The organism is Micromonospora humida (genome assembly GCF_016901255.1).
Taxonomy (GTDB): Bacteria; Actinomycetota; Actinomycetes; order Mycobacteriales; family Micromonosporaceae; genus Micromonospora; species Micromonospora wenchangensis.
Genome location: NZ_JAFEUC010000002.1, coordinates 80,281 through 100,233, shown reverse-complemented (window position 1 = coordinate 100,233; position 19,953 = coordinate 80,281). Strand labels below are relative to the sequence as shown.

The 19,953-nt window shown below is 74.4% G+C and carries 20 protein-coding genes; 12 read left to right on the top strand and 8 right to left on the bottom strand.

The window, feature by feature from the left end; genetic code table 11:
• Window positions 1-97 precede the first annotated feature (97 nt).
• Entirely contained in the window at window positions 98-871 is a 774-nt protein-coding gene (locus JQX11_RS04325; RefSeq protein ID WP_204923701.1) for an enoyl-CoA hydratase-related protein, read from the bottom strand.
• A gap of 100 nt (window positions 872-971) precedes the next feature.
• Here JQX11_RS04325 and JQX11_RS04320 point away from each other — a divergent pair, with 100 nt between their 5' ends.
• Window positions 972-1,520: a DUF6232 family protein gene (locus JQX11_RS04320; RefSeq protein ID WP_232377241.1), complete on the top strand. Its 549-nt coding sequence runs from the start codon at window positions 972-974 to the stop codon at window positions 1,518-1,520.
• A 128-nt stretch (window positions 1,521-1,648) separates the two neighbouring features.
• Window positions 1,649-2,131 (top strand): DUF6232 family protein, encoded by a 483-nt coding sequence (locus tag JQX11_RS04315; protein WP_204923700.1) that lies wholly within the window; start codon window positions 1,649-1,651, stop codon window positions 2,129-2,131.
• Between the two features lie 40 nt (window positions 2,132-2,171).
• Here JQX11_RS04315 and JQX11_RS04310 read toward each other — a convergent pair whose 3' ends face one another.
• On the bottom strand, window positions 2,172-3,731 hold the full coding sequence (locus tag JQX11_RS04310) for a dienelactone hydrolase family protein (RefSeq protein WP_204923699.1): 1,560 nt from the start codon (window positions 3,729-3,731) through the stop codon (window positions 2,172-2,174).
• Window positions 3,732-3,936: 205 nt separating this feature from the next.
• Between JQX11_RS04310 and JQX11_RS04305 the strand changes: the two genes are divergently transcribed.
• Window positions 3,937-4,665: a hypothetical protein gene (locus JQX11_RS04305; RefSeq protein ID WP_204923698.1), complete on the top strand. Its 729-nt coding sequence runs from the start codon at window positions 3,937-3,939 to the stop codon at window positions 4,663-4,665.
• A gap of 8 nt (window positions 4,666-4,673) precedes the next feature.
• On the opposite strand, the gene JQX11_RS04300 is transcribed toward JQX11_RS04305, so the two are convergent.
• Together JQX11_RS04300 and JQX11_RS04295 are read right to left on the bottom strand one after the other, a co-directional pair.
• Window positions 4,674-5,579 carry a ribokinase gene (locus JQX11_RS04300; protein ID WP_204923697.1) on the bottom strand — a complete coding sequence of 302 codons (906 nt, stop codon included), beginning with the start codon at window positions 5,577-5,579 and terminating at the stop codon, window positions 4,674-4,676.
• Window positions 5,580-5,664: 85 nt separating this feature from the next.
• A complete protein-coding gene (locus JQX11_RS04295) occupies window positions 5,665-6,495 on the bottom strand; it encodes an ABC transporter ATP-binding protein (protein ID WP_307826058.1) in 831 nt (276 codons plus the stop codon).
• 128 nt (window positions 6,496-6,623) lie between these two features.
• Here JQX11_RS04295 and JQX11_RS04290 point away from each other — a divergent pair, with 128 nt between their 5' ends.
• Complete coding sequence (locus JQX11_RS04290; protein ID WP_204923695.1) at window positions 6,624-7,631, top strand: ABC transporter ATP-binding protein; 1,008 nt, start codon at window positions 6,624-6,626, stop codon at window positions 7,629-7,631.
• Window positions 7,628-8,641 (top strand): ABC transporter permease subunit, encoded by a 1,014-nt coding sequence (locus tag JQX11_RS04285; RefSeq protein ID WP_204923694.1) that lies wholly within the window; start codon window positions 7,628-7,630, stop codon window positions 8,639-8,641. Before JQX11_RS04290 ends, JQX11_RS04285 begins: the two co-directional genes overlap by 4 nt.
• Before the next feature lie 95 nt (window positions 8,642-8,736).
• On the opposite strand, the gene JQX11_RS04280 is transcribed toward JQX11_RS04285, so the two are convergent.
• Window positions 8,737-9,912 carry an ROK family transcriptional regulator gene (locus JQX11_RS04280; RefSeq protein ID WP_204923693.1) on the bottom strand — a complete coding sequence of 392 codons (1,176 nt, stop codon included), beginning with the start codon at window positions 9,910-9,912 and terminating at the stop codon, window positions 8,737-8,739.
• A gap of 200 nt (window positions 9,913-10,112) precedes the next feature.
• Here JQX11_RS04280 and JQX11_RS04275 point away from each other — a divergent pair, with 200 nt between their 5' ends.
• Window positions 10,113-11,573, top strand: coding sequence for a glycoside hydrolase family 3 N-terminal domain-containing protein (locus JQX11_RS04275; RefSeq protein ID WP_204923692.1), 1,461 nt, complete (start codon window positions 10,113-10,115; stop codon window positions 11,571-11,573).
• A 49-nt stretch (window positions 11,574-11,622) separates the two neighbouring features.
• Here JQX11_RS04275 and JQX11_RS04270 read toward each other — a convergent pair whose 3' ends face one another.
• Entirely contained in the window at window positions 11,623-11,964 is a 342-nt protein-coding gene (locus tag JQX11_RS04270) for an STAS domain-containing protein (protein ID WP_204923691.1), read from the bottom strand.
• 351 nt (window positions 11,965-12,315) lie between these two features.
• Window positions 12,316-12,978 carry a GNAT family N-acetyltransferase gene (locus tag JQX11_RS04265; protein ID WP_204923690.1) on the bottom strand — a complete coding sequence of 221 codons (663 nt, stop codon included), beginning with the start codon at window positions 12,976-12,978 and terminating at the stop codon, window positions 12,316-12,318.
• Between the two features lie 196 nt (window positions 12,979-13,174).
• On the opposite strand from JQX11_RS04265, the gene JQX11_RS04260 reads away from it, so the two are divergent.
• Window positions 13,175-13,375: a DNA repair protein gene (locus tag JQX11_RS04260; RefSeq protein WP_204923689.1), complete on the top strand. Its 201-nt coding sequence runs from the start codon at window positions 13,175-13,177 to the stop codon at window positions 13,373-13,375.
• A 232-nt stretch (window positions 13,376-13,607) separates the two neighbouring features.
• Entirely contained in the window at window positions 13,608-14,126 is a 519-nt protein-coding gene (locus JQX11_RS04255; protein ID WP_204923688.1) for a hypothetical protein, read from the top strand.
• A 123-nt stretch (window positions 14,127-14,249) separates the two neighbouring features.
• On the opposite strand, the gene JQX11_RS04250 is transcribed toward JQX11_RS04255, so the two are convergent.
• Window positions 14,250-14,978 (bottom strand): Clp protease N-terminal domain-containing protein, encoded by a 729-nt coding sequence (locus JQX11_RS04250; protein WP_204923687.1) that lies wholly within the window; start codon window positions 14,976-14,978, stop codon window positions 14,250-14,252.
• A 185-nt stretch (window positions 14,979-15,163) separates the two neighbouring features.
• On the opposite strand from JQX11_RS04250, the gene JQX11_RS04245 reads away from it, so the two are divergent.
• The 4 genes from JQX11_RS04245 (at window position 15,164) to JQX11_RS32940 (ending at window position 19,904) form a co-directional block, all read left to right on the top strand.
• The gene (locus JQX11_RS04245; protein WP_504739410.1) at window positions 15,164-16,015 is read left to right on the top strand and encodes a DUF72 domain-containing protein; all 852 of its coding nucleotides are present in this window, start codon (window positions 15,164-15,166) and stop codon (window positions 16,013-16,015) included.
• Window positions 16,016-16,333: 318 nt separating this feature from the next.
• Window positions 16,334-16,936: a DUF4956 domain-containing protein gene (locus tag JQX11_RS04240; RefSeq protein ID WP_204923686.1), complete on the top strand. Its 603-nt coding sequence runs from the start codon at window positions 16,334-16,336 to the stop codon at window positions 16,934-16,936.
• The gene (locus JQX11_RS04235; protein ID WP_204923685.1) at window positions 16,933-17,772 is read left to right on the top strand and encodes a polyphosphate polymerase domain-containing protein; all 840 of its coding nucleotides are present in this window, start codon (window positions 16,933-16,935) and stop codon (window positions 17,770-17,772) included. Before JQX11_RS04240 ends, JQX11_RS04235 begins: the two co-directional genes overlap by 4 nt.
• Window positions 17,763-19,904: a CotH kinase family protein gene (locus JQX11_RS32940; RefSeq protein ID WP_204923684.1), complete on the top strand. Its 2,142-nt coding sequence runs from the start codon at window positions 17,763-17,765 to the stop codon at window positions 19,902-19,904. The genes JQX11_RS04235 and JQX11_RS32940 overlap by 10 nt, the downstream gene beginning before the upstream one ends.
• Window positions 19,905-19,953: the final 49 nt, after the last annotated feature.

The following is a 19,953-nucleotide window of genomic DNA, read 5'->3' as shown; positions in this document are numbered from 1 at the left end:
TGAACAGTTCTCGGCACGGTGCCGGCGCCGGGACCACCGTCGCCGCGACGCGGGTCCGCCCCGGGGCCGACGGTGCGCGGCCCCGGGGCGGGACGGGTCAGCGGCCCGTGAAGTCGGGCTTGCGCTTCTCGACGAAGGCGGCCATCCCCTCGCGCCGGTCGTCGGTGGCGAAGAGCCCGGCGAAGAGCTGGCTCTCCCAGGCCAACCCGGAGCCGAGGTCCATGTCCAGCCCGACGTCGACCGCCAGCTTCGCCGCCCGCAACGCCTGCACCGGCCCGGTCAGGTACGGACGCACCAGCGCCACGGCGGTGTCGTAGACCTCGGCGGCCGGGGCGACCCGGTCGGCCAGCCCGATCCGCAGCGCCTCCGCCGCGTCCACCATCCGGCCGGACATGATCAGATCCTTCGCGCGGGCCGGACCGACCAGCCGGGCCAGCCGCTGGGTGCCGCCCGCACCGGGGATGACACCGAGCTTGATCTCCGGCTGGCCGAGCTTGGCGTCCTCGGCCACCACCCGCCAGTCACAGGCCAGCGCCAGCTCGCAGCCGCCGCCGAGGGCGTACCCGGTGATCGCGGCGACCACCGGCTTGGGGATCCGGGCGAGCGCGCCGACGGCGCTGGACAGGTCGGCGGCCCGCTCGGCCATGTCCACGTAGGACATGTCGGCCATCTCCTTGATGTCCGCGCCGGCGGCGAAGACCTTCTCCCCGCCGTACACGATGACGGCGCGGACGCCCGGGTCGGCGGTGGCGGCCGAGGCGGCGGCCCGCAGTTCCTCCTGGACCTGCTTGTTGAGCGCGTTCATCGGTGGCCGCTCCAGCCGGATGGTGCCGATGCCGTCCCTGGTGGTAAGCCGCACGAACTCGCTCACGCTGCCCTCACTTCCTCGTCGAAGTCGCGTGCCAACCTTACGACCCGGGTCGTTGGGGTACGTAGTCTGGTGTTCGCCACCCGCGCTCGGGAGTCCAGCGATGATCACGTACTACGACGACCGGTCGGTGCAGGTCACCTCCACCGCCATCCGGGTCGACGGCCGGGCCTTCCCGCTGGCCGAGATCGGCCTGGTCTGGCACCGCCGGGGCGACCGCTCCTGGCGGGTGCTGGCCGGGCGGGGTGCGATCGGGGCCGCCCTGGCGGGCCCGCTGGTGGCTGCGGCGATCGGCATCGCGGTGGCGGTCTGGCTGCACCGCTCCCCCACCGTCACGCTCGCCATCGTGGGAGCGTCGGTACTGGTCGGGCTGGCCGTCGGGCCGGTCGCCGACTTCCTCTTCGACCGCCTGGACCGCTCCTACGACCGGGGCAGCCGGCAGCGTGAGCTGTGGGTCCGCTGGCAGGGGCGGCCGGTGCTGCTGCTGAGCACCGGCGACGCGCTGCGCTTCGGACAGATCTACCGGGCGGTACAGCGCGCGATGGAGCACTCCACTGCGCCCCGCCGGCACGGCGGGTCACCGGTGCGGGCGACGGGGCCGACCGCGACCGACCCGGCCGGGCAGGGACCGGCGACGGGCCGCAGGCGGTGACCGCCGGGGGCGGACGCTGAGTCGGGACACAGGACGGACGGCCGCCCCGACCGCCGCTCGGCGCGTCGGGCGCGCGATCCGTCGGCCACACAGCGGCACCGGTCGCCTGCGAACGGTTAGGGTTAGTGATGACCCTCTATTACCGGGACGACACGGTGCAGGTGACCTCCGAGTCGATCCGGGCCGGTGGGCAGGTCGTACGGATCGCCGACGTCGCGTACGTCTGGCACGCACGCGGGGCCACCACCATGGCCGTCCGGTCCCGCATCCTCGGGCGCGGGGTGCTGGTCCTGCTGCTCTCGCTGCCCCCACTGGTCGCGCTGATCTGTGTGGTCTCGCTGGTCTGGTCGGCACAGGACCGGGGCGAGTGGAAACCGGCCCTGATCGTGCTGGCCGTCTGCGGCGTCGGGGTGCTCGCCCTGCTGCCCTTCCTGGAGCTGCCGCTCGGCTGGCTGGACCGGTCCTACGAACGCGGCAACAAGGTCAACGAGCTGTGGGTGCAGCACCTGGGGCAGGAGGTGATGCTGCTGCGTACCCCCGACGCGTTGCGGTTCGGGCAGATCTACCGCGCCGTCCAACGCGCCGTCGAACAGCAGGGCGAACCCCGGTGACACCGTCCCGGGCGGTCGGCCCCGCCCGCGCGGCTACGGGTCAGCTCAGCGGCAGCGCGGTGGCCAGCGGCCAGGCCACCAGGACCGCGCCCACCACCGCCGGTGCCCAGCGGGGCGCACCGGCCCGCCGCAGCACCGCCGCCCAGGCGGCCTGCCACCCGAGCAGCACCACGAACAGCGGCACCACCAGCAGCACGAAACCGGGGGCCAACCCCACCACGGCCGCCCCGCCCAGCGCCGGTACGGCGAGCGCGCCGACCGTCGCGTACCGCCAGCTCCGCCCCTGTGTGAGCAGCTCCGCGCCGGCCAGGAACACCAGACAGCCGACCGTCACCACCGGCAGCAGCCACCATCGGGCGCCCACCGGCAGCGCCCAGGTGAGGCCGAGGTGGATCGGCACGGCGACGGCGGCCACGGCGTACCCGGTCAGCAGCAGGGCCGCGACCACCGGCCGCAGCGGCGTACGCCCGCCGGTGGCCGGAACGGGCCCACCTGCCGCAGCCGGCGCGCCGGGGGTGGGACCGGCGGTGAACAGGCGCAGCGGCCAGTACCGGGCGGCGGCCAGCAGGACGCCGGTGACCAGCAGGAAGCCGGTGAGGTAGCCGCCGACCGCGAGCGGCAGCCGGGTGGTCGGCAGCACCGGGGCGAGCAGCAACCCCACCCCGGTGACGGCCGTCGCCACCGCCAGCACGGCGGGTGCCGGCGCGACGGGTACAGGTGCGACGGGTACGGGTGCGACGGGCCGCCCGCGACGGCCGGTCAGCAGGGCCGCCAGCGGCACGAAGCCGAGACCGAGACCGAGCAGCAGCAGACCCGCCGGGACCAGGCGGGCGGCCGGGCGCGGTACCGCACCGTCGCCGCCGACCCAGGCGGCGACCTCGCGGTGGGTACGGCCGGCGAAGAGCACCGAGATGTGCTCGACGCCGGGGACGACCACCACCCGTCGCCCGTCGCCCCGGCGGGCGGTCGCCTCGGCGGTGGCCCGGAAGGCGGGGAACTCCAGGCCGCCGACGATCAGCAGCAGCCGCCGCGGCCGGGCGTCGGGCAGGTCACCGCCGTCGGGCAGCGAGATCGCGACGGTGCCGGCGATGTCGGGGTGGCCGGCGGCGTACCGGGTCACCGCCCCCGCACCCATCGAGTGTCCGACCAGGACGATCCGCATCGGGTCGACGTCGGGCCGGCCCCGCAGGTGGGCGACGGCGACCGCCAGGTCGTGTTCCAGGGTGCCGCGGGACGCGGTGTCGTCGCGGCCCGCCCCGGGCAGGCCGGCCGGGTTGCCGCCGTGCCCGGCGAAGTCGAGCAGCAGCGCGACCGCGCCCTGCCGGGCGACCGTGTCGGCGAGCGGGCGCATCAACCGGGCCGAGCCGGCGAAGCCGTGCGCGATCACCACCCCCGGCCGGCGCACCGCGCCCGCCCTGTCGTCGTCGGCGGCCCGTACCAGGGTCAGCGGTACTCCGTCGGCGGTGACCTGCCGGGTGGTCAGGCCGGCGTCCGCCCGCAGCAGCCCGTAGCCACCGAGGAGCAGGGCGAGCACGGCGAGGACCGTCAGCGCCGCGCGACCCCGACCGGCCGGCGTCACGCCGGGGGGACGGAGCGACATGCGGGCACCCTACCGTCCGTCCGGCCACCCCCGTCCGCCCCGATTCCCGTACTCCCCGGGGCACCGTCCCCGCGCTCCTCCCGGGCGTACGGCCGGGTCCGTTCTCCCGGCCCGGCCCGCGACCGCCGCGCCCGGGTCGGTTCCGGCCCACGCCCGGGACCGTCCCGGCGGGCGGCGCTGGCCGACCCGACGCACACTGGGTGACATGGCCATCCCCCTGCCCCGACCGGCCGACGTCGTCGGTCTCACCCGCTCCGCCCTCGACCAGGCGTTCGGTTCGGCCGCCTCGTTCGCCGCCGTGCCGGCCCGCGCCTTCGCCGTGCTCGACGGGGTGGAGGCGCTGCTGACCCGGATCAACGGGGTGGTGGACCGGATCGAGGGCACCCTGGACCGCACGGACCGGGTGCTCACCGACGCCGAAGTGGCGGTACGCGAGGTGGCGGTGATCAGCGCGGCGGCGACCACGACCGTCACCCGGGCCACCGAGGTCGCCGACGCGGCGGCCGGGGTGGTGGCCGGGGCCGGTCAGGTGTCCCGGGCGGCCGGCGAGGTGGTCGCCGAGGCCGGGGCGGTGGCCGACCGGGCCGCCGGCACGGTGGCGACCGCCGAGGGCGCGGCCACCGTCGCAGCCGAGCTGATGGGTGCGTACGAGCCGGCGTTGCGGCGGGGCGCGCCGATGGCGAACCGGTTCGTGGCCGAGCTGAGCCACGAGGAGCTGGCCGCGGCGATCCGGCTCGTCGACGAGCTGCCGAAGCTCAAGGAGCACCTGACCTCGGACGTGCTGCCGATCCTGGCCACGCTCGACCGGGTCGGCCCGGACCTGCACGACCTGCTCGACGTGACCCGTGACCTCAAGCTCGCCGTCGCCGGCATTCCCGGCCTGGGCATGCTGCGTCGCCGGGGTGAACGGCTCAGCGACGACCCGGCCGGCTGAGCTGCCGGTCAGGTGCCGGCGGTCGGGGTGTAGAGGGCGTCGATCTCGGCACGCTCGGGCAGCGCCACCGACGCGCCGAGCCGCCGGACGCACGCCGCACCGGCCGCCGCCGCCCAGCGCACCGCGTCGACCACCGGCCGCCCCTCACCCCAGGCCACGGCCAGGGCACCGGTGAACGCGTCCCCGGCGGCGGTCGTGTCGACCACGTCCACGACGACGGCGGGCACGTGCACGGCGGGGGCGTCCCGCTCGACGTACCAGGCGCCCCCGCCGCCGAGGGTGAGTACCGCCCGGGGCACCAGCGCCAGCAGCGCCCCCGGGTCGTCCCGCCCCCGGCCGGTGAGCAGGTGCGCCTCGGTCTCGTTGACCACCAGCAGGTCCACCGCCGCCAGCAGCTCGGCGGGCACCTGCCGGGCCGGCGCGGCGTTGAGGATCACCCGGGTGCCGGCGGCGCGGGCGGCCACCGCCGCCTCGGTCACCGTCTCGACCGGGATCTCCAGCTGGGCGACCAGCACGTCCGCCCCGCGTACGGCGGACAGCTCGGCGTCGGTGAGGGCGGTGAAGGCGGCGTTCGCGCCGGGGGTGACCAGGATGGCGTTCTCCCCGGCGGCGTTGACCATCACCAGGGCGACCCCGGAGGCCCCGTAGACCACCCGCAGGTGGGTGGCGTCCACCTGGGCGGCGGTGATCCTGGCCCGCAGGGTGACGCCGAACGAGTCGGAGCCGAGCGCGCCGAGGAAGGTGCAGGCGGCACCGGCGCGGGCGGCGGCGATCGCCTGGTTGGCGCCCTTGCCGCCGGGCACCATCACGAAGTGGCTGCCGAGCACGGTCTCCCCCGGCCGGGGCAGCGTCGGGCCGGCTCCGACCACGTCCATGTTGGCGCTGCCCACCACGACGATCCGGCTCTGCCGCACCACGACCTCCCGCCGACCGGACGCTCCGCGGCGAGTCTAGGGCCTCGGCCGCCCGCCCCGGGTCCCGTGCCCGCCGCGCGGTCCGTCAGGCGGCGCGGGCGGTCCAGCGGTCGCCGCGGCGTTCGACCAGCAGGGGTAGGCCGAAGGTCTTGCTGAGGTTGTCGCCGGTCAGCGTGTCGGCGAGCAGCCCCTGGGCGACCACCGCGCCGTCGCGCAGCAGCAGCGCATGGGTGAACCCGGGCGGGATCTCCTCGACATGGTGGGTGACCAGCACCAGGGCCGGGGCGTCCGGGTCGTGGGCCAGCTCGGCGAGCCGGCCGACGAGGTCCTCGCGCCCGCCCAGGTCGAGCCCGGCCGCCGGCTCGTCGAGCAGCAGCAGCTCCGGGTCGGTCATCAGGGCGCGGGCGACCTGCACCCGCTTGCGTTCGCCCTCGGAGAGGGTGCCGTACGTGCGGTCCGCCAGGTGGCCGACGCCGAGCTGCCCGAGCAGGGCGTGGGCACGGGCCTCGTCGGCCTGGTCGTAGCTCTCCCGCCAACGGCCGACCACCGACCAGGCGGCGGTGAGCACAACGTCACCGACCCGTTCCTCGGCGGGGATGCGCTCGGCCACGGCGGCGGTGGTGAGGCCGATCCGGGTCCGCAGCTCGGTGAGGTCGGTGCGACCGATCCGCTCGCCGAGCACGTGCACGACGCCCGTGCTCGGGTGCAGTTGACCGCAGGCGAGGTTGAGCAGGGTGGTCTTGCCGGCACCGTTGGGGCCGAGTACCACCCAGCGTTCGTCCAGCTCGACCCGCCAGTCGACGTCGTGCAGCAGGGCGGTGCCGGATCGCCGGACGGCGACGCCGTCCAGGCTGACCACCAGATCCGCGTCCACGGTCGAGGGGACGGCTGCGGCGGGGAACGGGTCACCAGTCACCGCCCCATCCAACCACGCAGCCCGAGGCCGCCCCCACGGGCGGGTGGCCCGGCCTTAGGGTGCACCGTGTCGTTGGTCACCATCCCGGGAGGACGACCCATGCCCGTACGAGACGAGGGGCGGTGCGGATGAGCGCGGTCATCGAGATCGCCGGATTGCGCAAGACGTTCCGCACCATGCGCCGGGGCAGGCGGGTGGCGGTGGACGGCTTCGACATGGTCGTCGAGGCGGGCCAGGTGCACGGCTTCCTCGGCCCCAACGGCTCCGGTAAGACCACCACGCTGCGCGCCCTGCTGGGGCTGGTCAACGCCGACGCCGGGGAGTTGCGGGTGCTGGGTGCGCCGACCCCGGAGCAGTTGGGTCGGGTCACCGGGCGGGTGGGCGCGATCGTGGAGAGTCCGCAGTTCTTCGGCAACTTCACCGGGCACCGGACGCTGCGGTTGCTGGCGGTGGCCGGCGGCGTGCCGACGTCCCGGGTGGACGAGGTGCTCGACCAGGTCGGCCTGCGGGAGCGGGGCGAGGACCGGGTGAGGAGCTACTCGCTGGGCATGAAGCAGCGTCTCGCCGTCGCGTCGGCGCTGTTGAAGAGCCCGGAGCTGCTGATCCTGGACGAGCCGGCGAACGGGCTGGACCCGGCCGGTATCCGGGAGATGCGGGACCTGATGCGTACGCTCGCCGGGTCCGGGGTGACCGTGCTGGTGTCGAGCCACATCCTGGCCGAGATCCAGCTGATCTGCGACCACGTCACGATCATCGCGCGGGGCCGTCGGGTGGCGGCCGGCCGGGTGGACGACGTGCTGGCCGGGCACGACCCGCACGAGTGGCGGGTCCGGGTGGCCGAGTCGGAGCGGGGCGCGCAGCTGCTGCGGGAGGCCGGGCTGACGGTCGCCGTCGACCCCGACGACGTGCTGGTGGTCGGGGGCGCCCCGGAGCCGGAGCTGATCAGCAGCACCCTCGGTGGGCAGGGCCTGTGGGTCCGCGAGCTGACCCCGGTCCGGCCGGACCTGGAGAGCGTCTTCCTCGACCTCACCGCCGGCACGACCCCGCCGGGGCAGCCGGACGACGTCGACGCGGGTGACGCCGACGAATCGCTGATCGAACTGGACCGGACCGACGGTCGGAGGGTGGACGCGTGAACCTGGTCCGTGCCGAGGTGGAGCGGTTGACCGCCCGCCGCTTCGTCCAACTGATGGTGCTGCTGCTCGCGGTGGCGTTCGCGGTGACCACCACGACCACCCTGATCGGGTCGCACCGGCCGACGGCGCAGGAGATGTCCGCAGCCCAGGAGCAGGCCGCGCAGGCGGTGGCGGTGCTGGAGGCGGAGCACACCCGCTGCCTGCGGGTCCGGGCCGGCGAGATCCCGATCACCGAGGACGCCGGGTACGTACCGGCCGACTGCGCCGAGGTGGACCCGGCGCGGATGGAGCGGCTGCCGGTGGCCACCGACTACCTCACGTCGGTCTTCATCTTCTCCCAGGAGGCGCGCGGGCTGCTGTACTTCCTGATCGCGTTCCTGGTGCTGTTCGGTTTCCTGGTGGGCGCGTCGTACATCGGTGCCGACCTGAACTCCGGCGGGGTGGTCAACCTGCTGTTGTGGCGGCCGGGCCGGGTGACCGTGCTCGGTACGAAGCTGGGCACCCTGGTCGGGCTGGTGGCCGCGCTGGCGGTGCTGGCGTCGGCGCTCTACCTGGGCACGTTCTGGGTGATCGGGCAGACGGCGGGGGTGCCGGGCCCGCTGGACGGGCAGTTCTGGGGCGGGCTCGGGGTGATCTACGGGCGGGGTCTGGTGCTGGTGCTGCTGTCGACCGTGCTCGGCTTCGGGATCGCCACGCTGGGCCGGCACACCTCGGCGGCGCTCGGCGCGGTCGCCGCGTACGCGGTGGTGTGGGAGATGGGCGCGCGGCTGGTGTTGCAGATCCTCGACGTGGCGCGGGCGGACCTGCTGATGCTCTCCAACTATCTGGGCGCCTGGCTGTCCGGCCGGTTGGAGTTCTGGGACGACCGGGGTTGCCCGCCGGGCAGCGGCGTCTGCGACGGCGGCATCTACGCGATCACCTGGGGGCCGGCGCTGCTGGTGCTGTTGGCGCTGACCGGTGCGGTCACCGGGTCCGCGTTCGTCGCGTTCCGCCGCCGCGACCTGGTCTAGGGCGACCCGACCTGTGCCGACCACGGCAACATCTTGCCGTGGTCGGCGCAGTGGTGAAGTATTCCTTCATGACGAGGGACGGGCGGGGTGGTCGGTCAGCCGACGGTCGACCCGAACACCTCGTCCCGCACGGCGTCCAGCGCGGTCCGCAGCGCCCCCCGCAGGATCGGCTCCTCGGTGAGCCCGGTGGGCACCACCCGGGGCCGGACCAGGGTGATCGCGGCCACCTCGTGCTGCACCCGTTCGGCCAGCGCCGCCCCGCCGGCCTGCCCCACCTCACCGGCGAGCACCACCAGCGGCGGGTCCAGCACCACGCAGGTGCTGGCCACCCCGAGGGCGAGCCGTCGGGCCAGCTCGTCGAGCAGCGGGCCACCGGCGGTGCCGGCGGCGATGGCGGCCCGCACCGCGCCGGCCGCGTCGGGTGCGTCGATGCCGTGTTCCCGGGCCACCGCCTGGACCGCGTCCGCGCCGGCGAGCTGCTGGAACGCGGGCTTCGCCCGGCGCGAGACGTCCCGGGGGATCGGCACCCCCGGCACCGGCAGGTAGCCGATCTCGCCGGCCGCGCCGCTGCTGCCGTGGTGCAGCCGGCCACCCAGCATGATCGCCAGACCCACCCCGGCACCCACCCAGACCAGGACGAAATCCGACAGCCCCTGCGCGGCCCCGGACTGCGCCTCGGCGACGGCGGCCAGGTTGACGTCGTTCTCGAAGACGACCGGGGTGTGCAGGTCCTCGCGCAGCGCGGCGAGCAGGCCCCGGTGCCAGCGGGGCAGGTTGAACGCGAAGGTGATGTCGCCGGTGGCCGGGTCGACCAGACCCGGGGTGCCGAGCACCACCCGCCGTACGCTGTCCAGCTCCGCGCCGGCCCGGCTGGCCGCCTGCACCACCGCCGTGTGCACCACGCCGACCGGGTCGTCGGTGTCCCGGGTGGACTGCTCGACCTGACTGACGACCGCGCCCGTGATGTCCGCGCAGGCGGCCACCACCCGTTCCGCGCCCACGTCCACCCCGACCACGTACGCGCTGCCCGGCCGTACGGCGTAGAGCTGCGCGTTCGGACCCCGCCCACCGGCCTGTTCACCGACCCGGGCGACCAGCCCGCGCTCCTCCAGCCGCTCGACCAGCTGCGAGGCGGTGACCTTGGACAGGCCGGTCAGCTCGCCGAGCCGGGCGCGGGTGAGCGGGCCGCGTTCGAGCAGGAGCTCCAGCGCCGCACGGTCGTTGAGCGCCCGCAACAGTCGGGGGGTTCCGGGCAGCCGGGTCGCACTCATGCCATGTCCTCTGGTTTTCGTAAACTCTGCTTACCGAATCGCGTTGATCAGGGATGTCCGTAGCGTATCGGCCGCCCCGTGGCGGGGAACTCGGACGACCCGGCCGCCCGTGCCGACACACGTGCCGTCCACCGGCACACGCCGACCGCCGGCCGGTCCGCCGTCGGCGCGGGTTGCGGGCGGCGGGAGAGGGGGTTCAGGTGGGGATCGATCCAGGACTGCGCCGGCTGGCGCTGGGCACGCTGCTGGCCGCGTACCCGGGGCCGGTGCCGCCGGACTGGGCGGTCGCGCTGGTCGCCGAGGGGCTGGCCGGGCACACCCTGTTCGGCGGCAACGTGCACGACCCGGGTCAGCTCGCGGCGGGCACCGCCGCGCTGCGCGCCGCCCGGACCGACGTGCTGCTCGCCATCGACGAGGAGGGTGGCGACGTGACCCGGCTGGCGCACGCCACCGGCAGCCCGTACCCGGGCAACGCGGCGCTCGGCGAGGTCGACGACACCGCGCTCACCCGGGAGGTCTATGCGGCGATCGGCGGTGAACTGGCCGCCGTCGGCGTCACCGTCGACCTGGCCCCGACGGTCGACGTGAACACCGCCGACGAGAACCCGGTGATCGGCACCCGCGCGTTCGGGGCCGACCCGGGCCGGGTGGCCGCCCACACGGCCGCCGCCGTGGCGGGGCTCCAGTCGGTGGGGGTGGCGGCCTGCGCCAAGCACTTCCCCGGCCACGGCGCGACCGTCGCCGACTCACACCACGAGCTGCCCACCGTGGACGCCGACGCGGCGCTGCTGCGGGCCCGCGACCTGCCGCCCTTCGCGGCGGCGGTCGACGCGGGCGTGCGGGCGGTCATGACGGCGCACATCCGGGTGCCGGCACTGACCGGGGACGGGCCGGCCACCTTCAGCCGGGCCGTCCTGGTCGACCTGCTGCGCGGCGAGTACGGCTTCACCGGCGCGGTGGTCACCGACGCGTTGGAGATGAAGGGCGCGACCGTCGCCGCCGGTGGGGTCGGGCCGGCCGCCGTGCGGGCCCTGGCCGCCGGGGCGGACCTGCTCTGCCTGGGCGCGAAGGTCGACGCTGCGCTGGTCGAGCGGGTGGTGGCCGAGATCGTCGGGGCGCTCGGGGACGGCCGGCTGGACCGGGCCCGGGTGGAGCAGGCCGCCGGTCGCGCCGCCGCGCTCGCCGCCTGGACCGGTGCCGCCCGCCCGCCCGGTCCCACCGGCGGTGTCGAGGTCGGCCTCGGGTACCGGGCCGCCCGCCGGGCGGTGCGGGTGGAGGGCGACCCGACCGGGCCGGCACGCCCGCTCGTGGTGCAGGTGTACGCCGCCGCCACCGTCGCCGAGGGCCGGGTGCCGTGGGGGCTGGGCCCGCACCTGGCCGACGTCGAACAGCTCCGGGTCGTCGCCACCGAGGTCGACCCGGCGACGGTACGCCGGCTCGCCGGGGACCGGCCGGTCGTGCTGGTCGGACGGCACCTGCACCGGCTGCCCGGCGGTCCCGCGCTGGTCGAGGCGCTGGCCGCGACGCATCAGGTGACGGTGGTGGAGATGGGCTGGCCGGGGCGGTGGCGGCCGGCCGGGGTACGGGCCTTCGTCACCACCTTCGGCGCGAGCCACGCCAACGGTCGCGCAGCGGCGGAGGTGCTCGGCCTGACCTGCTGAGTGGCCGTCCCCGACGGGCGGGGCACCTGCGCGGGACGGGACGGACCGGTCAGCGACGCCAGGGTGCCGGGTCGCCGTGGTCGTCGGGAAGGCCGAGCAGCCGGCCGACCGCGGTGATCCGCAGGACCCGGGACACCACCGGTTGCGGGTCGACCAGCCGCAGGGTCGCCCCCCGGCCGACCGCCTCGGCCGCCCCGCGCAGCAACGCGGCCACCCCCGTCGAGTCGAGGAAGGTGACGGCCGTCAGGTCGACGACGATCTCCGACAGACCGGGGTGGCACAGCGCCTCGTCGAGGTCGCGTTGCAGCCCGGGGACGGTGGCGATGTCCAGGTCACCCACGGGTGCCAGGACCACCCGCCCGTGCCCCTCGCACGGCGTCGGCAGCTGCATGTCCGTCCACTCCTGGCCATCCGGCCGTCCCCGACCGCGCGCCGGTTCTCGCCGCGACGCCCGACCCTACCGGGGCCTCCTGACACCACCCTGCCGGGCAGCCGCCGGAGCAAACGACGAGCACGTTGCGTCACCGGGCTTCAACGGCGAATGCTTCCTTAAGCCCAGCTCAAGTCCATTACTGGACAGAGAGAACCCGCCGATCACCCTTGCCGAGCGGGCATCCGAGTACGTAGCGTGACCGACACCGAGGTCGACCGGTGGACACCGGTCACGGCGGGGCCTGGGGCAGGCAGCGGACCGTGGATCCGGCCCGGGATCCACGGTCCGCGCCGCGGCCGGACCGCTCCCTCACGGCGGGTAGACGCCGTAGGTCGACCAGCCCCGGTCGACGAACCCGGCGGCCTCGGCGACCCGGGCGGAACCGGTGTTCGCCGGATCGTGCCGGTAGGTGGGGACGGCGCCCTCGTCGAGCACCCGACGGGCGGCCTGCGCGACGAGCCGTCGGGCCAGCCCCCGGCCGCGCGCCGCGGGCACCGTGCCGACGGCCAGCTCGTGCCCGTACGCGTCGTGCCGTTTGATGCCGACACCGGCCAGGTAGCCGCCGTCGGCGTCCCGCACGACGAGCACCTCGCGGTCGAACAGGTGCAGCCAGGGTGGCAGGGCGGGGTCGGTGGGGGCGGTCCAGGTGCCGACGTCGGGCAGCGCGGCCGGCGCGAGGCACCACCGGAACACGTCGTCGTTGACCACCCACCCGGGTTGCCCGACCTGCGCCGGCAGCGCCCCGTACAGGGCGGACCGGGGCCCGTCGGCCAGCTCCCGGACGGCCGCGACCAGCCCGGACGGCACGGAGAGCACGGTGCTGCCGGCGGCCCGGACCGCAACGGCCGGGCGGACCCGGCCGTCCCAGGCCGGACGTGTCCGCCGCCACGAGCCGACCACGTGCAGGCCCGGCGGTGCCGGCCACTGCCCGAGCCAGGTCGCCAGGTGCAGGTACAGCCGCCGGTCCAGCACCGCCCGCCCCTCTCACCCGGTGGATCGCTTCATGATCCACGGTACGCCGGACCGCCACGGCCGACGCCCGGTTGCCGGGAGCGCGTCGTGGGTAGAGGGAACCGGACCGTGAGCTGCCTCACCGGAACCCGGTCCATCGACCGTGCGTCATATCTATTTCCATACATGGACACCTTTCTTTGGGACGGTAATGGCCATGCCTATGCAGCCGAACGAGCGGTACCAGCAGGACAGCGCACGAGTGTGGAACACGGCGGGGGGTGCCGGGCGGTTCCCGGCCCAGCCGCGCTACCGGGAGGCCCGGTGCGGTCGCGGCGTCAACGCCCGTCTGTCCTGGGGCGAGCTGAACACCCTCCCCGCCGGCATCTCCTCCCGACGCGGCCTCACCGCCCGCTGACCCGGCACGGCGCGCCCGCGACGACGGCCCCGGTCCGTCCCCCGTGGCCCCCGGCGGACGCGCCCCGCAGCGGCGACGGACGACCGCACCGACCCGTCGGTGCCACCGCGCCGCCCCCGGCGGCTCCGCCACGCGCAGGCAGTCCCACCGGGGTGTCCGGCCGGGGCGTTCGCACACCTGTCGGGTAGCGTCTTGTGGTCGATTCCGGCCAGCGACAGGAGAACCGCAGCGCATGGGCAAGAAGACGATCCACGTCTCCGACTTCAGCGGCACGGTGCTGCGTCCCGACGACGAGGTGGTCCGGGTCGTCGTGCTGGAGCATCCCGACCTGGTGGCCGGGCCCGTGCAGTTGGACGCCACCGTGACCGAGGTGGAGGGCATCGACGACGCCTCGCTCGACGTGGCGGTGGTCGAGATCCACGACCGGCACGCCGGCGGGGAACCGCGTCGGGTGGTGCTGACCGCCAGCGAGTTCGACGCGATGGCGACCGACACCCCGATGGCCCAGTTGCTGCGTACCGCCGAGCGGGTCCGTCCGCCGAAGGCCCGCAAGAGCGCCGAGAAGATCGACTACGGCACCCTCGACCACGCCGGGAAGCCGCACCGGGGGCGGGTCACCGAGGAGGAGGCCCGGCTGGTGCGCGAGCAGCTCGACGAGGTCAACAAGCGCCTCGCCGACGCCGGCATCCGGCAGATCGACCCGGCCGACCCGGAGCACGCGCTGCGGTACGGCTTCCCCACCGGGGACTGACCGGCCGGCCGGGCGCGCCCCCGGTGCCGCGCCCGACCCCGGCCCGCCGCGCCGCACGGCCGGGCGATCCCGCCGGGCGCGGCCCGGTGGCCGCGTCGGTCGGTCCGGTGACCGACGCGGCTTCTACTCGCCCCCGGCGAAGCCGGCGAGGGCGGCGGCCACGTTGGCCTCGGCCCGGCCCTTGGTCAGACCGAGGCCGGACAGCACGCCCGTGCCGTCCTCCAGTTCGAGCAGGGCCAGCAGGATGTGCTCGGTGCCGACGTAGTTGTGCCCGAGCCGCAGCGCCTCCCGGAAGGTGAGTTCGAGGGCCTTCTTGCCCTGTGCGTCGTACGGGATCAGGTCGGGGACCTGGTCGGACGCGGCGGGCAGGGTCGCGGTGACCGCTTCCCGGACGGCGTCCGGGCCCAGTCCCTCGGCGACCATGGCCTTGGCGGCGAGGCCGTCGGGTTCGGCGAGCAGGCCGAGCACCAGGTGTTCCGGGCGGATCTCCGCGTTGCCGGCGCTGCGGGCCTCCTCCTGCGAGGCGATCACCACGTTGCGGGCGCGTGGGGTGAACCGGCTGAAGCCGGCGTTGGGGTCCAGCGTCGCGGCCGCGTCGGCCTTCGCGGCGGAGCGCTTCTGGGCGGCCTGCTTGCTCACCCCCATGCTCGTGCCGATCTCGGTCCAGGAGGCTCCGGAGCGGCGGGCCTGGTCGACGAAGTGGCCGATCAGGTGGTCGGCGAGGTCGCCGAGGTGGTCGGCGACGAGCACCGCGTCACTGAGTTGGTCGAGCGCGTCCGGCCGGGCCTTCTTGATGGCCTGGATCAAGTCGTCGAGGCGGACAGGATGCGGGAGCTGGGCGGATTCCGTCATGCGTCAACCATAGGTTGACGCACCCCCGATCGTCAACCGGAAGTTGACGATCGGGGGTGCCGGGTGCGGACCGGCACCCCGGTCGTCCGTCGACCCCCGCCGCACCCGACCCGGGTGGGCCGCCGGCGCTCCGATAGCGTGCGGCGACGAACCGGGTCGGGTGACGTTACGGGAGGATCGGGATCATGCGGTTGCACGTCGGCTGCGCGATGTGGACCCACCGGTCCTGGCAGGGGCGGCTGATCGCCCACCCGCTGCCGGCGCACGAGCGACTGCGGCACTACGCCGGCTGGTGCGACGCGGTCGAGGGGAACACCACGTTCTACGCCACCCCGACCCGGGAGACCGTGGAGTCCTGGGCCCGGCAGACCGGCCCCGACTTCCGGTTCGTCCTCAAACTGCCGAAGGTGGTGACCCACGAACGGCGGCTCGTCGACGCCGACGCGCCGCTACGCGACTACTTCGACGCGATCGCCCCGCTCGGCGACCGGGCGCACGCCCTGTGGATCCAACTGCCGGGGTCGTTCACCCCGACGGACGTCCCCGCGCTCGCCGACCTGCTGCGCCGGCTGCCCGCCACCCACCGGTACGCCGTGGAGGTCCGGCACCCCGCGTTCTTCCTGGAGCCCGGCGCGACCCGCCTGCTGGAGGGGGTGCTCGCCGAGGCGTCCGCCGAGTGGGTCCCCTTCGACACCACCGCGTTCTTCCGCACCCCGCCGACCAGCGACGCGGAGCGGGAGGCGTGGACGAAGAAGCCCCGCCTGCCGTTGCGGACGGCGGCGCTGACCGACCGGCCGATCGTCCGCTACCTCGGCCGGGACGCCGAGTCGGAGACGGTCGAGGGCTGGCAGCGCTGGGTCGAGATCACCGTCGACTGGTTGCGGGAGGGCCGTTCGCCCACCGTGTTCGTGCACACCCCGGACAACGCCGACGCACCCCTGCTGGCCCGCCGGTTCCACGACGAGGTACGGGCCCGGGTGCCCGCCCTGGCCCCGCTGCCCGAGCCGATCCCGACCGGGCCGCTCACCCTGTTCTGACGCTCCGCGCCCTCCGCTGGCGCGGGTCCGGGACGGCGCGCGTCGGTCGGTACCGAAAGTTTCGATCTTCCGATCCGGATATCCCGTCGAGCGCACTTCCCACCGAAGACCCCCATGCAGCGTCCCACCAGCGTCTCACCACGTCACCCGCACAGGACATTTAATTGACGTTTCTCAATGTTATGCCTACAGTTCCGAAAGAGTAACCGAAAGTTTACCGAAAAGATGATCGGCTCCGGCTGACCGCCGTGGCTTCTCCCCGAGCTGACGCAGGCGGTGCCGGACCGGCACGCCGACGAGCCAGGAGGAACCAGAGACATGACGCAGGTCGTCCTGTTCGCGATCGACATCTGCGCGGTGGCGCTGCTCGTGTTCGGGCTCTACTTCCCCCGACATCGACGCCGCGACCTCGTCGTCGCCTACCTGGGGGTCAACATCGGCGTCCTCGCGGTGGCCAGCGCCCTGAGCGCCAGCAACGTCGGTGCCGGGGTCGGGCTGGGGATGGCCCTGTTCGGCGTGCTGTCCATCATCCGGCTCCGCTCGACCGAACTCGACCAGCACGAGGTGGCGTACTACTTCTCGGCGCTCGCCCTGGGCCTGCTCGGCGCGCTGGGCACCCGCTCGGTCTGGCTCAACGGCGGGCTGATGGCGCTCATCGTCGCGGTGATGTTCCTCGGCGACCACCGCCGCGTGTTCCGGCACTACCGGCACCAGGTCCTGGTGCTCGACTCGGCCCTCACCGACCACGTCGCCCTCGTCGCCCACCTGGAACAGCTGCTCAACGCCCGGGTGCACGTCGCCACCGCCCAGCGGGTCGACCTGGTCAACGAGACCACCGTGGTCGACGTGCGCTACTCGGTGGCCCGTCGTACCCCGGCGTCCACCCCCGGTTCATCGGCGCCGGCGGGAGCACGTCGATGACCGCGCCGCCGTTCACGTCATTGCTGGCCGACCTGCCCTGCGTCGAACTCGCCGAGCTGATCGACCGGGCCGCACTGCAGAGCCGGGTGGACCGCAAGTACGTCGTTCCGCTGGACGAGTTGCCGGGCCTGCTCGACCGGATCGCCCCGTACGCCCGGGTGCTGGACATCGGCGGCACCCGCACCTTCCGCTACGAGTCGGTGTACTTCGACACCCCGTGCCTGGCCAGCTACCACGGCGCGGCGTACCGGCGGCGGCGGCGCTTCAAGGTGCGCACCCGCACCTATCTCGACTCGGCGGAGTGCTGGCTGGAAGTCAAGATCAGCGGAGCCCGGGGGCTGGTCACCAAACACCGGCTGCCCTACCGGACGGAAGACCGTCGTACCGTCCGGTCGGGGCGGGACTTCGTCGACGAGGCACTCGACCGCGAGTCGATCCGGTCCGCCCCCGCCGGTGGTCACCTCGAACCGGTGCTGGTGACCGGCTACCGGCGCACCACGCTGCTGCTGCCGGCGACCGCGAGCCGGGTCACCATCGACACCGACCTGCACTGGCAGGACGACCGCCGGACCCTGGGTCTGCCCGGGGTCGCCGTGGTCGAGACCAAGACCCGGTCGGCGGCCGGCCCGGTCGACCGGCTGCTGTGGCAGCGCGGCACCCGACCCGCCCGCATCTCGAAGTACGCCACCGGCCTGGCCGCCCTGCGACCGGACCTGCCGGACGTGCCGTGGCGGCGCACGCTGCGCCGCCACTTCCGCGACGCCACCGGCTCGGCGGCACCGGCCCCGGCCCCCACCACCACCCCCCGAGTCACCCAGGAGACATCGTGCGTCTGACCGTTCGCCCGCCCACCCGGCGTGCCGTCGGGATCGCGGCCGTGGCCGTGCTCCTCACCGGACTCCTCGTGCCGCACACGGCACAGGCCGGACCATCCGCCGCGACCGCCGGCCCGCCCGCCGCCCGCGCCGGGGTCACCACCGGCCTGGACACCTCCGCCGCCGACGCCGTCGCCGCCGCCGGGGCGGCGGACGAGCTGGTCGGCGACATCGTCTTCTCCCGGCCGAGCGGCACCTTCCAGGGGGAGGTGACGGTCTCGCTGAGCACCGCGATCGGCGGCGCGCAGTTGCGGTACACCACCGACGGCCGGCTGCCCACCGCCCAGTCGCCGCTGTACGCGGGCACGCCGCTGCGGTTCACCCGCACCACCCAGCTACGCGTGCAGGCCTTCGTCGGCCAGACCGCCTCCGGTGCACCGGGGACCGCCATGTACGTCGCCCAGAACGTCGCCACCGCCCACGACCTGCCGGTGGTCCTGCTCGACTCGTACGGTGCCGGCAAGCCCGGTCGCGAGTACCTCGACGCCACCGCCATGGTCTTCGAGCCGGGCGGCGGTGGCACCACCTCGCTGGCCGCGACCCCGACGGTCGCCACCCGCGCCGGGTTCCACCTGCGCGGCCAGTCGTCGGCGTCGTTCGAGAAGACGCCGTACCGCGTCGAACTGCGGGGCAACGACAACGACGACGCCGACTACCCGGTGCTGGGCATGCCGGCCGACTCCGACTGGGTGCTGCGCGGCCCGTTCAGCGACAAGGCGTTGATCCGGGAGGCGCTCGTCTACGATCTCGGGCGCGAGATGGGCATGCCGGCACCGCGGTACCGGTTCGTGGAGTTCTATCTCAACACCGACGCCGCCCCGGTGGCCGCCGGTGACTACATGGGCGTCTACATGCTGGTCGAGACGATCAAGAACGCCAAGAACCGGCTCGACCTCAAGCAGCTCGACGAGGACGACCTGACCCTGCCCAAGATCCAGGGCGGGTACATCTGGAGCTTCGAGTGGCTGGCCGCCGAGGAACCGACGCTGACCTGCACCGGTGCGGCGGCGACCTGCTGGAACTACCTGGAGGTGCGGGACCCGTCACCGTTGCAGGCGCCCCAGCGGGACTGGCTGCGGGGCTACGTGCAGGAATTCCACGACGTGCTGCGGGCACCGAACTCCGCCGACCCGGTCACCGGCTACCGGAAGTACATCGACGTCGACTCGTTCGTGGACCAGATGGTCCTCAACGAACTCAGCCGGGAGATGGACTCCTACATCCGCAGCGCGTACTTCTACAAGGACCGGGACACCAAGATCTTCGCCGGCCCGCTGTGGGACTACGACCTCACCTTCGGCGTCGGCGGCTACTTCGGCAACGACCAGATCGCCGGCTGGCAGTACCAACAGACCCGGCAACCGCTGGCCAACGACTGGTTCCCGCAACTCGTACGCGATCCGGCCTTCGTCAACCAGCTCCGGTCCCGCTGGCAGACGCTGCGCCGGGGCCCGCTCGCCGACACCGCCCTGCAGACCCGGATCACCGCGTTGGCCGCGCCGTTGACCAACGCCGCGCAGCGCAACTTCCAGCGCTGGCCGAACCTGACCGCGCCGATGGTCGGCCCCTTCTACACCCCGACCGCGTCCACCTGGCAGGGTCAGGTCCAGGCCATGCGGGACTGGATGCTGCGCCGGGCGGCCTGGTTGGACTCCACCGCCGGCTGGGGCGGCCCGGTCACCACCCCGCCCCCGTCGCCCACGTCACCCGCCCCGACCACCCCGCCGCCCACCACCACCCCACCGCCGACGACGACCCCGCCGCCGCCCACCACCACCCCACCCCCGGGCACCGCCCGCTGCACCGCGACGTACACCGTGACCGGCCAGTGGACCGGCGGGTTCCAGGGCGAGGTACGGGTCACCGCCGGCACCTCGGCGATCAGCAACTGGACCGTGACCTGGGCGTACGCCAACGGCGAGCGGGTCACCCAGGCCTGGAACGCGACCGTGACCAGCCAGGGCGCGACGGTGACCGCCCGTAACGTCGCCTACAACGGCACACTCGCCGCCGGCGCCAGCACCTCGTTCGGGTTCCTCGGCTCGTCCACCGGCGGCCCCGGCGTCCCGGTGCCGAGCTGCACGACGGGTTGACCCCGGGCCACCTGGCACCGGCCGGTCCCCGCCGCCGGTGCCGGGTGGC

Excerpts from the sequence above, each read along its gene's own strand:
- JQX11_RS04315 (WP_204923700.1), top strand. The coding sequence starts at position 1,649 with ATGACCCTCTATTACCGGGACGACACGGTGCAGGTGACCTCCGAGTCG.
- JQX11_RS04270 (WP_204923691.1), bottom strand. The coding sequence starts at position 11,964 with ATGCAGCTGCCGACGCCGTGCGAGGGGCACGGGCGGGTGGTCCTGGCA.
- JQX11_RS04255 (WP_204923688.1), top strand. The coding sequence starts at position 13,608 with ATGGGCAAGAAGACGATCCACGTCTCCGACTTCAGCGGCACGGTGCTG.
- JQX11_RS04280 (WP_204923693.1), bottom strand. The coding sequence starts at position 9,912 with ATGAGTGCGACCCGGCTGCCCGGAACCCCCCGACTGTTGCGGGCGCTC.
- JQX11_RS04260 (WP_204923689.1), top strand. The coding sequence starts at position 13,175 with ATGCCTATGCAGCCGAACGAGCGGTACCAGCAGGACAGCGCACGAGTG.
- JQX11_RS04240 (WP_204923686.1), top strand. The coding sequence starts at position 16,334 with ATGACGCAGGTCGTCCTGTTCGCGATCGACATCTGCGCGGTGGCGCTG.
- JQX11_RS04305 (WP_204923698.1), top strand. The coding sequence starts at position 3,937 with ATGGCCATCCCCCTGCCCCGACCGGCCGACGTCGTCGGTCTCACCCGC.
- JQX11_RS04290 (WP_204923695.1), top strand. The coding sequence starts at position 6,624 with ATGAGCGCGGTCATCGAGATCGCCGGATTGCGCAAGACGTTCCGCACC.
- JQX11_RS04250 (WP_204923687.1), bottom strand. The coding sequence starts at position 14,978 with ATGACGGAATCCGCCCAGCTCCCGCATCCTGTCCGCCTCGACGACTTG.
- JQX11_RS04235 (WP_204923685.1), top strand. The coding sequence starts at position 16,933 with ATGACCGCGCCGCCGTTCACGTCATTGCTGGCCGACCTGCCCTGCGTC.
- JQX11_RS04320 (WP_232377241.1), top strand. The coding sequence starts at position 972 with ATGATCACGTACTACGACGACCGGTCGGTGCAGGTCACCTCCACCGCC.
- JQX11_RS04245 (WP_504739410.1), top strand. The coding sequence starts at position 15,164 with ATGCGGTTGCACGTCGGCTGCGCGATGTGGACCCACCGGTCCTGGCAG.
- JQX11_RS04310 (WP_204923699.1), bottom strand. The coding sequence starts at position 3,731 with ATGTCGCTCCGTCCCCCCGGCGTGACGCCGGCCGGTCGGGGTCGCGCG.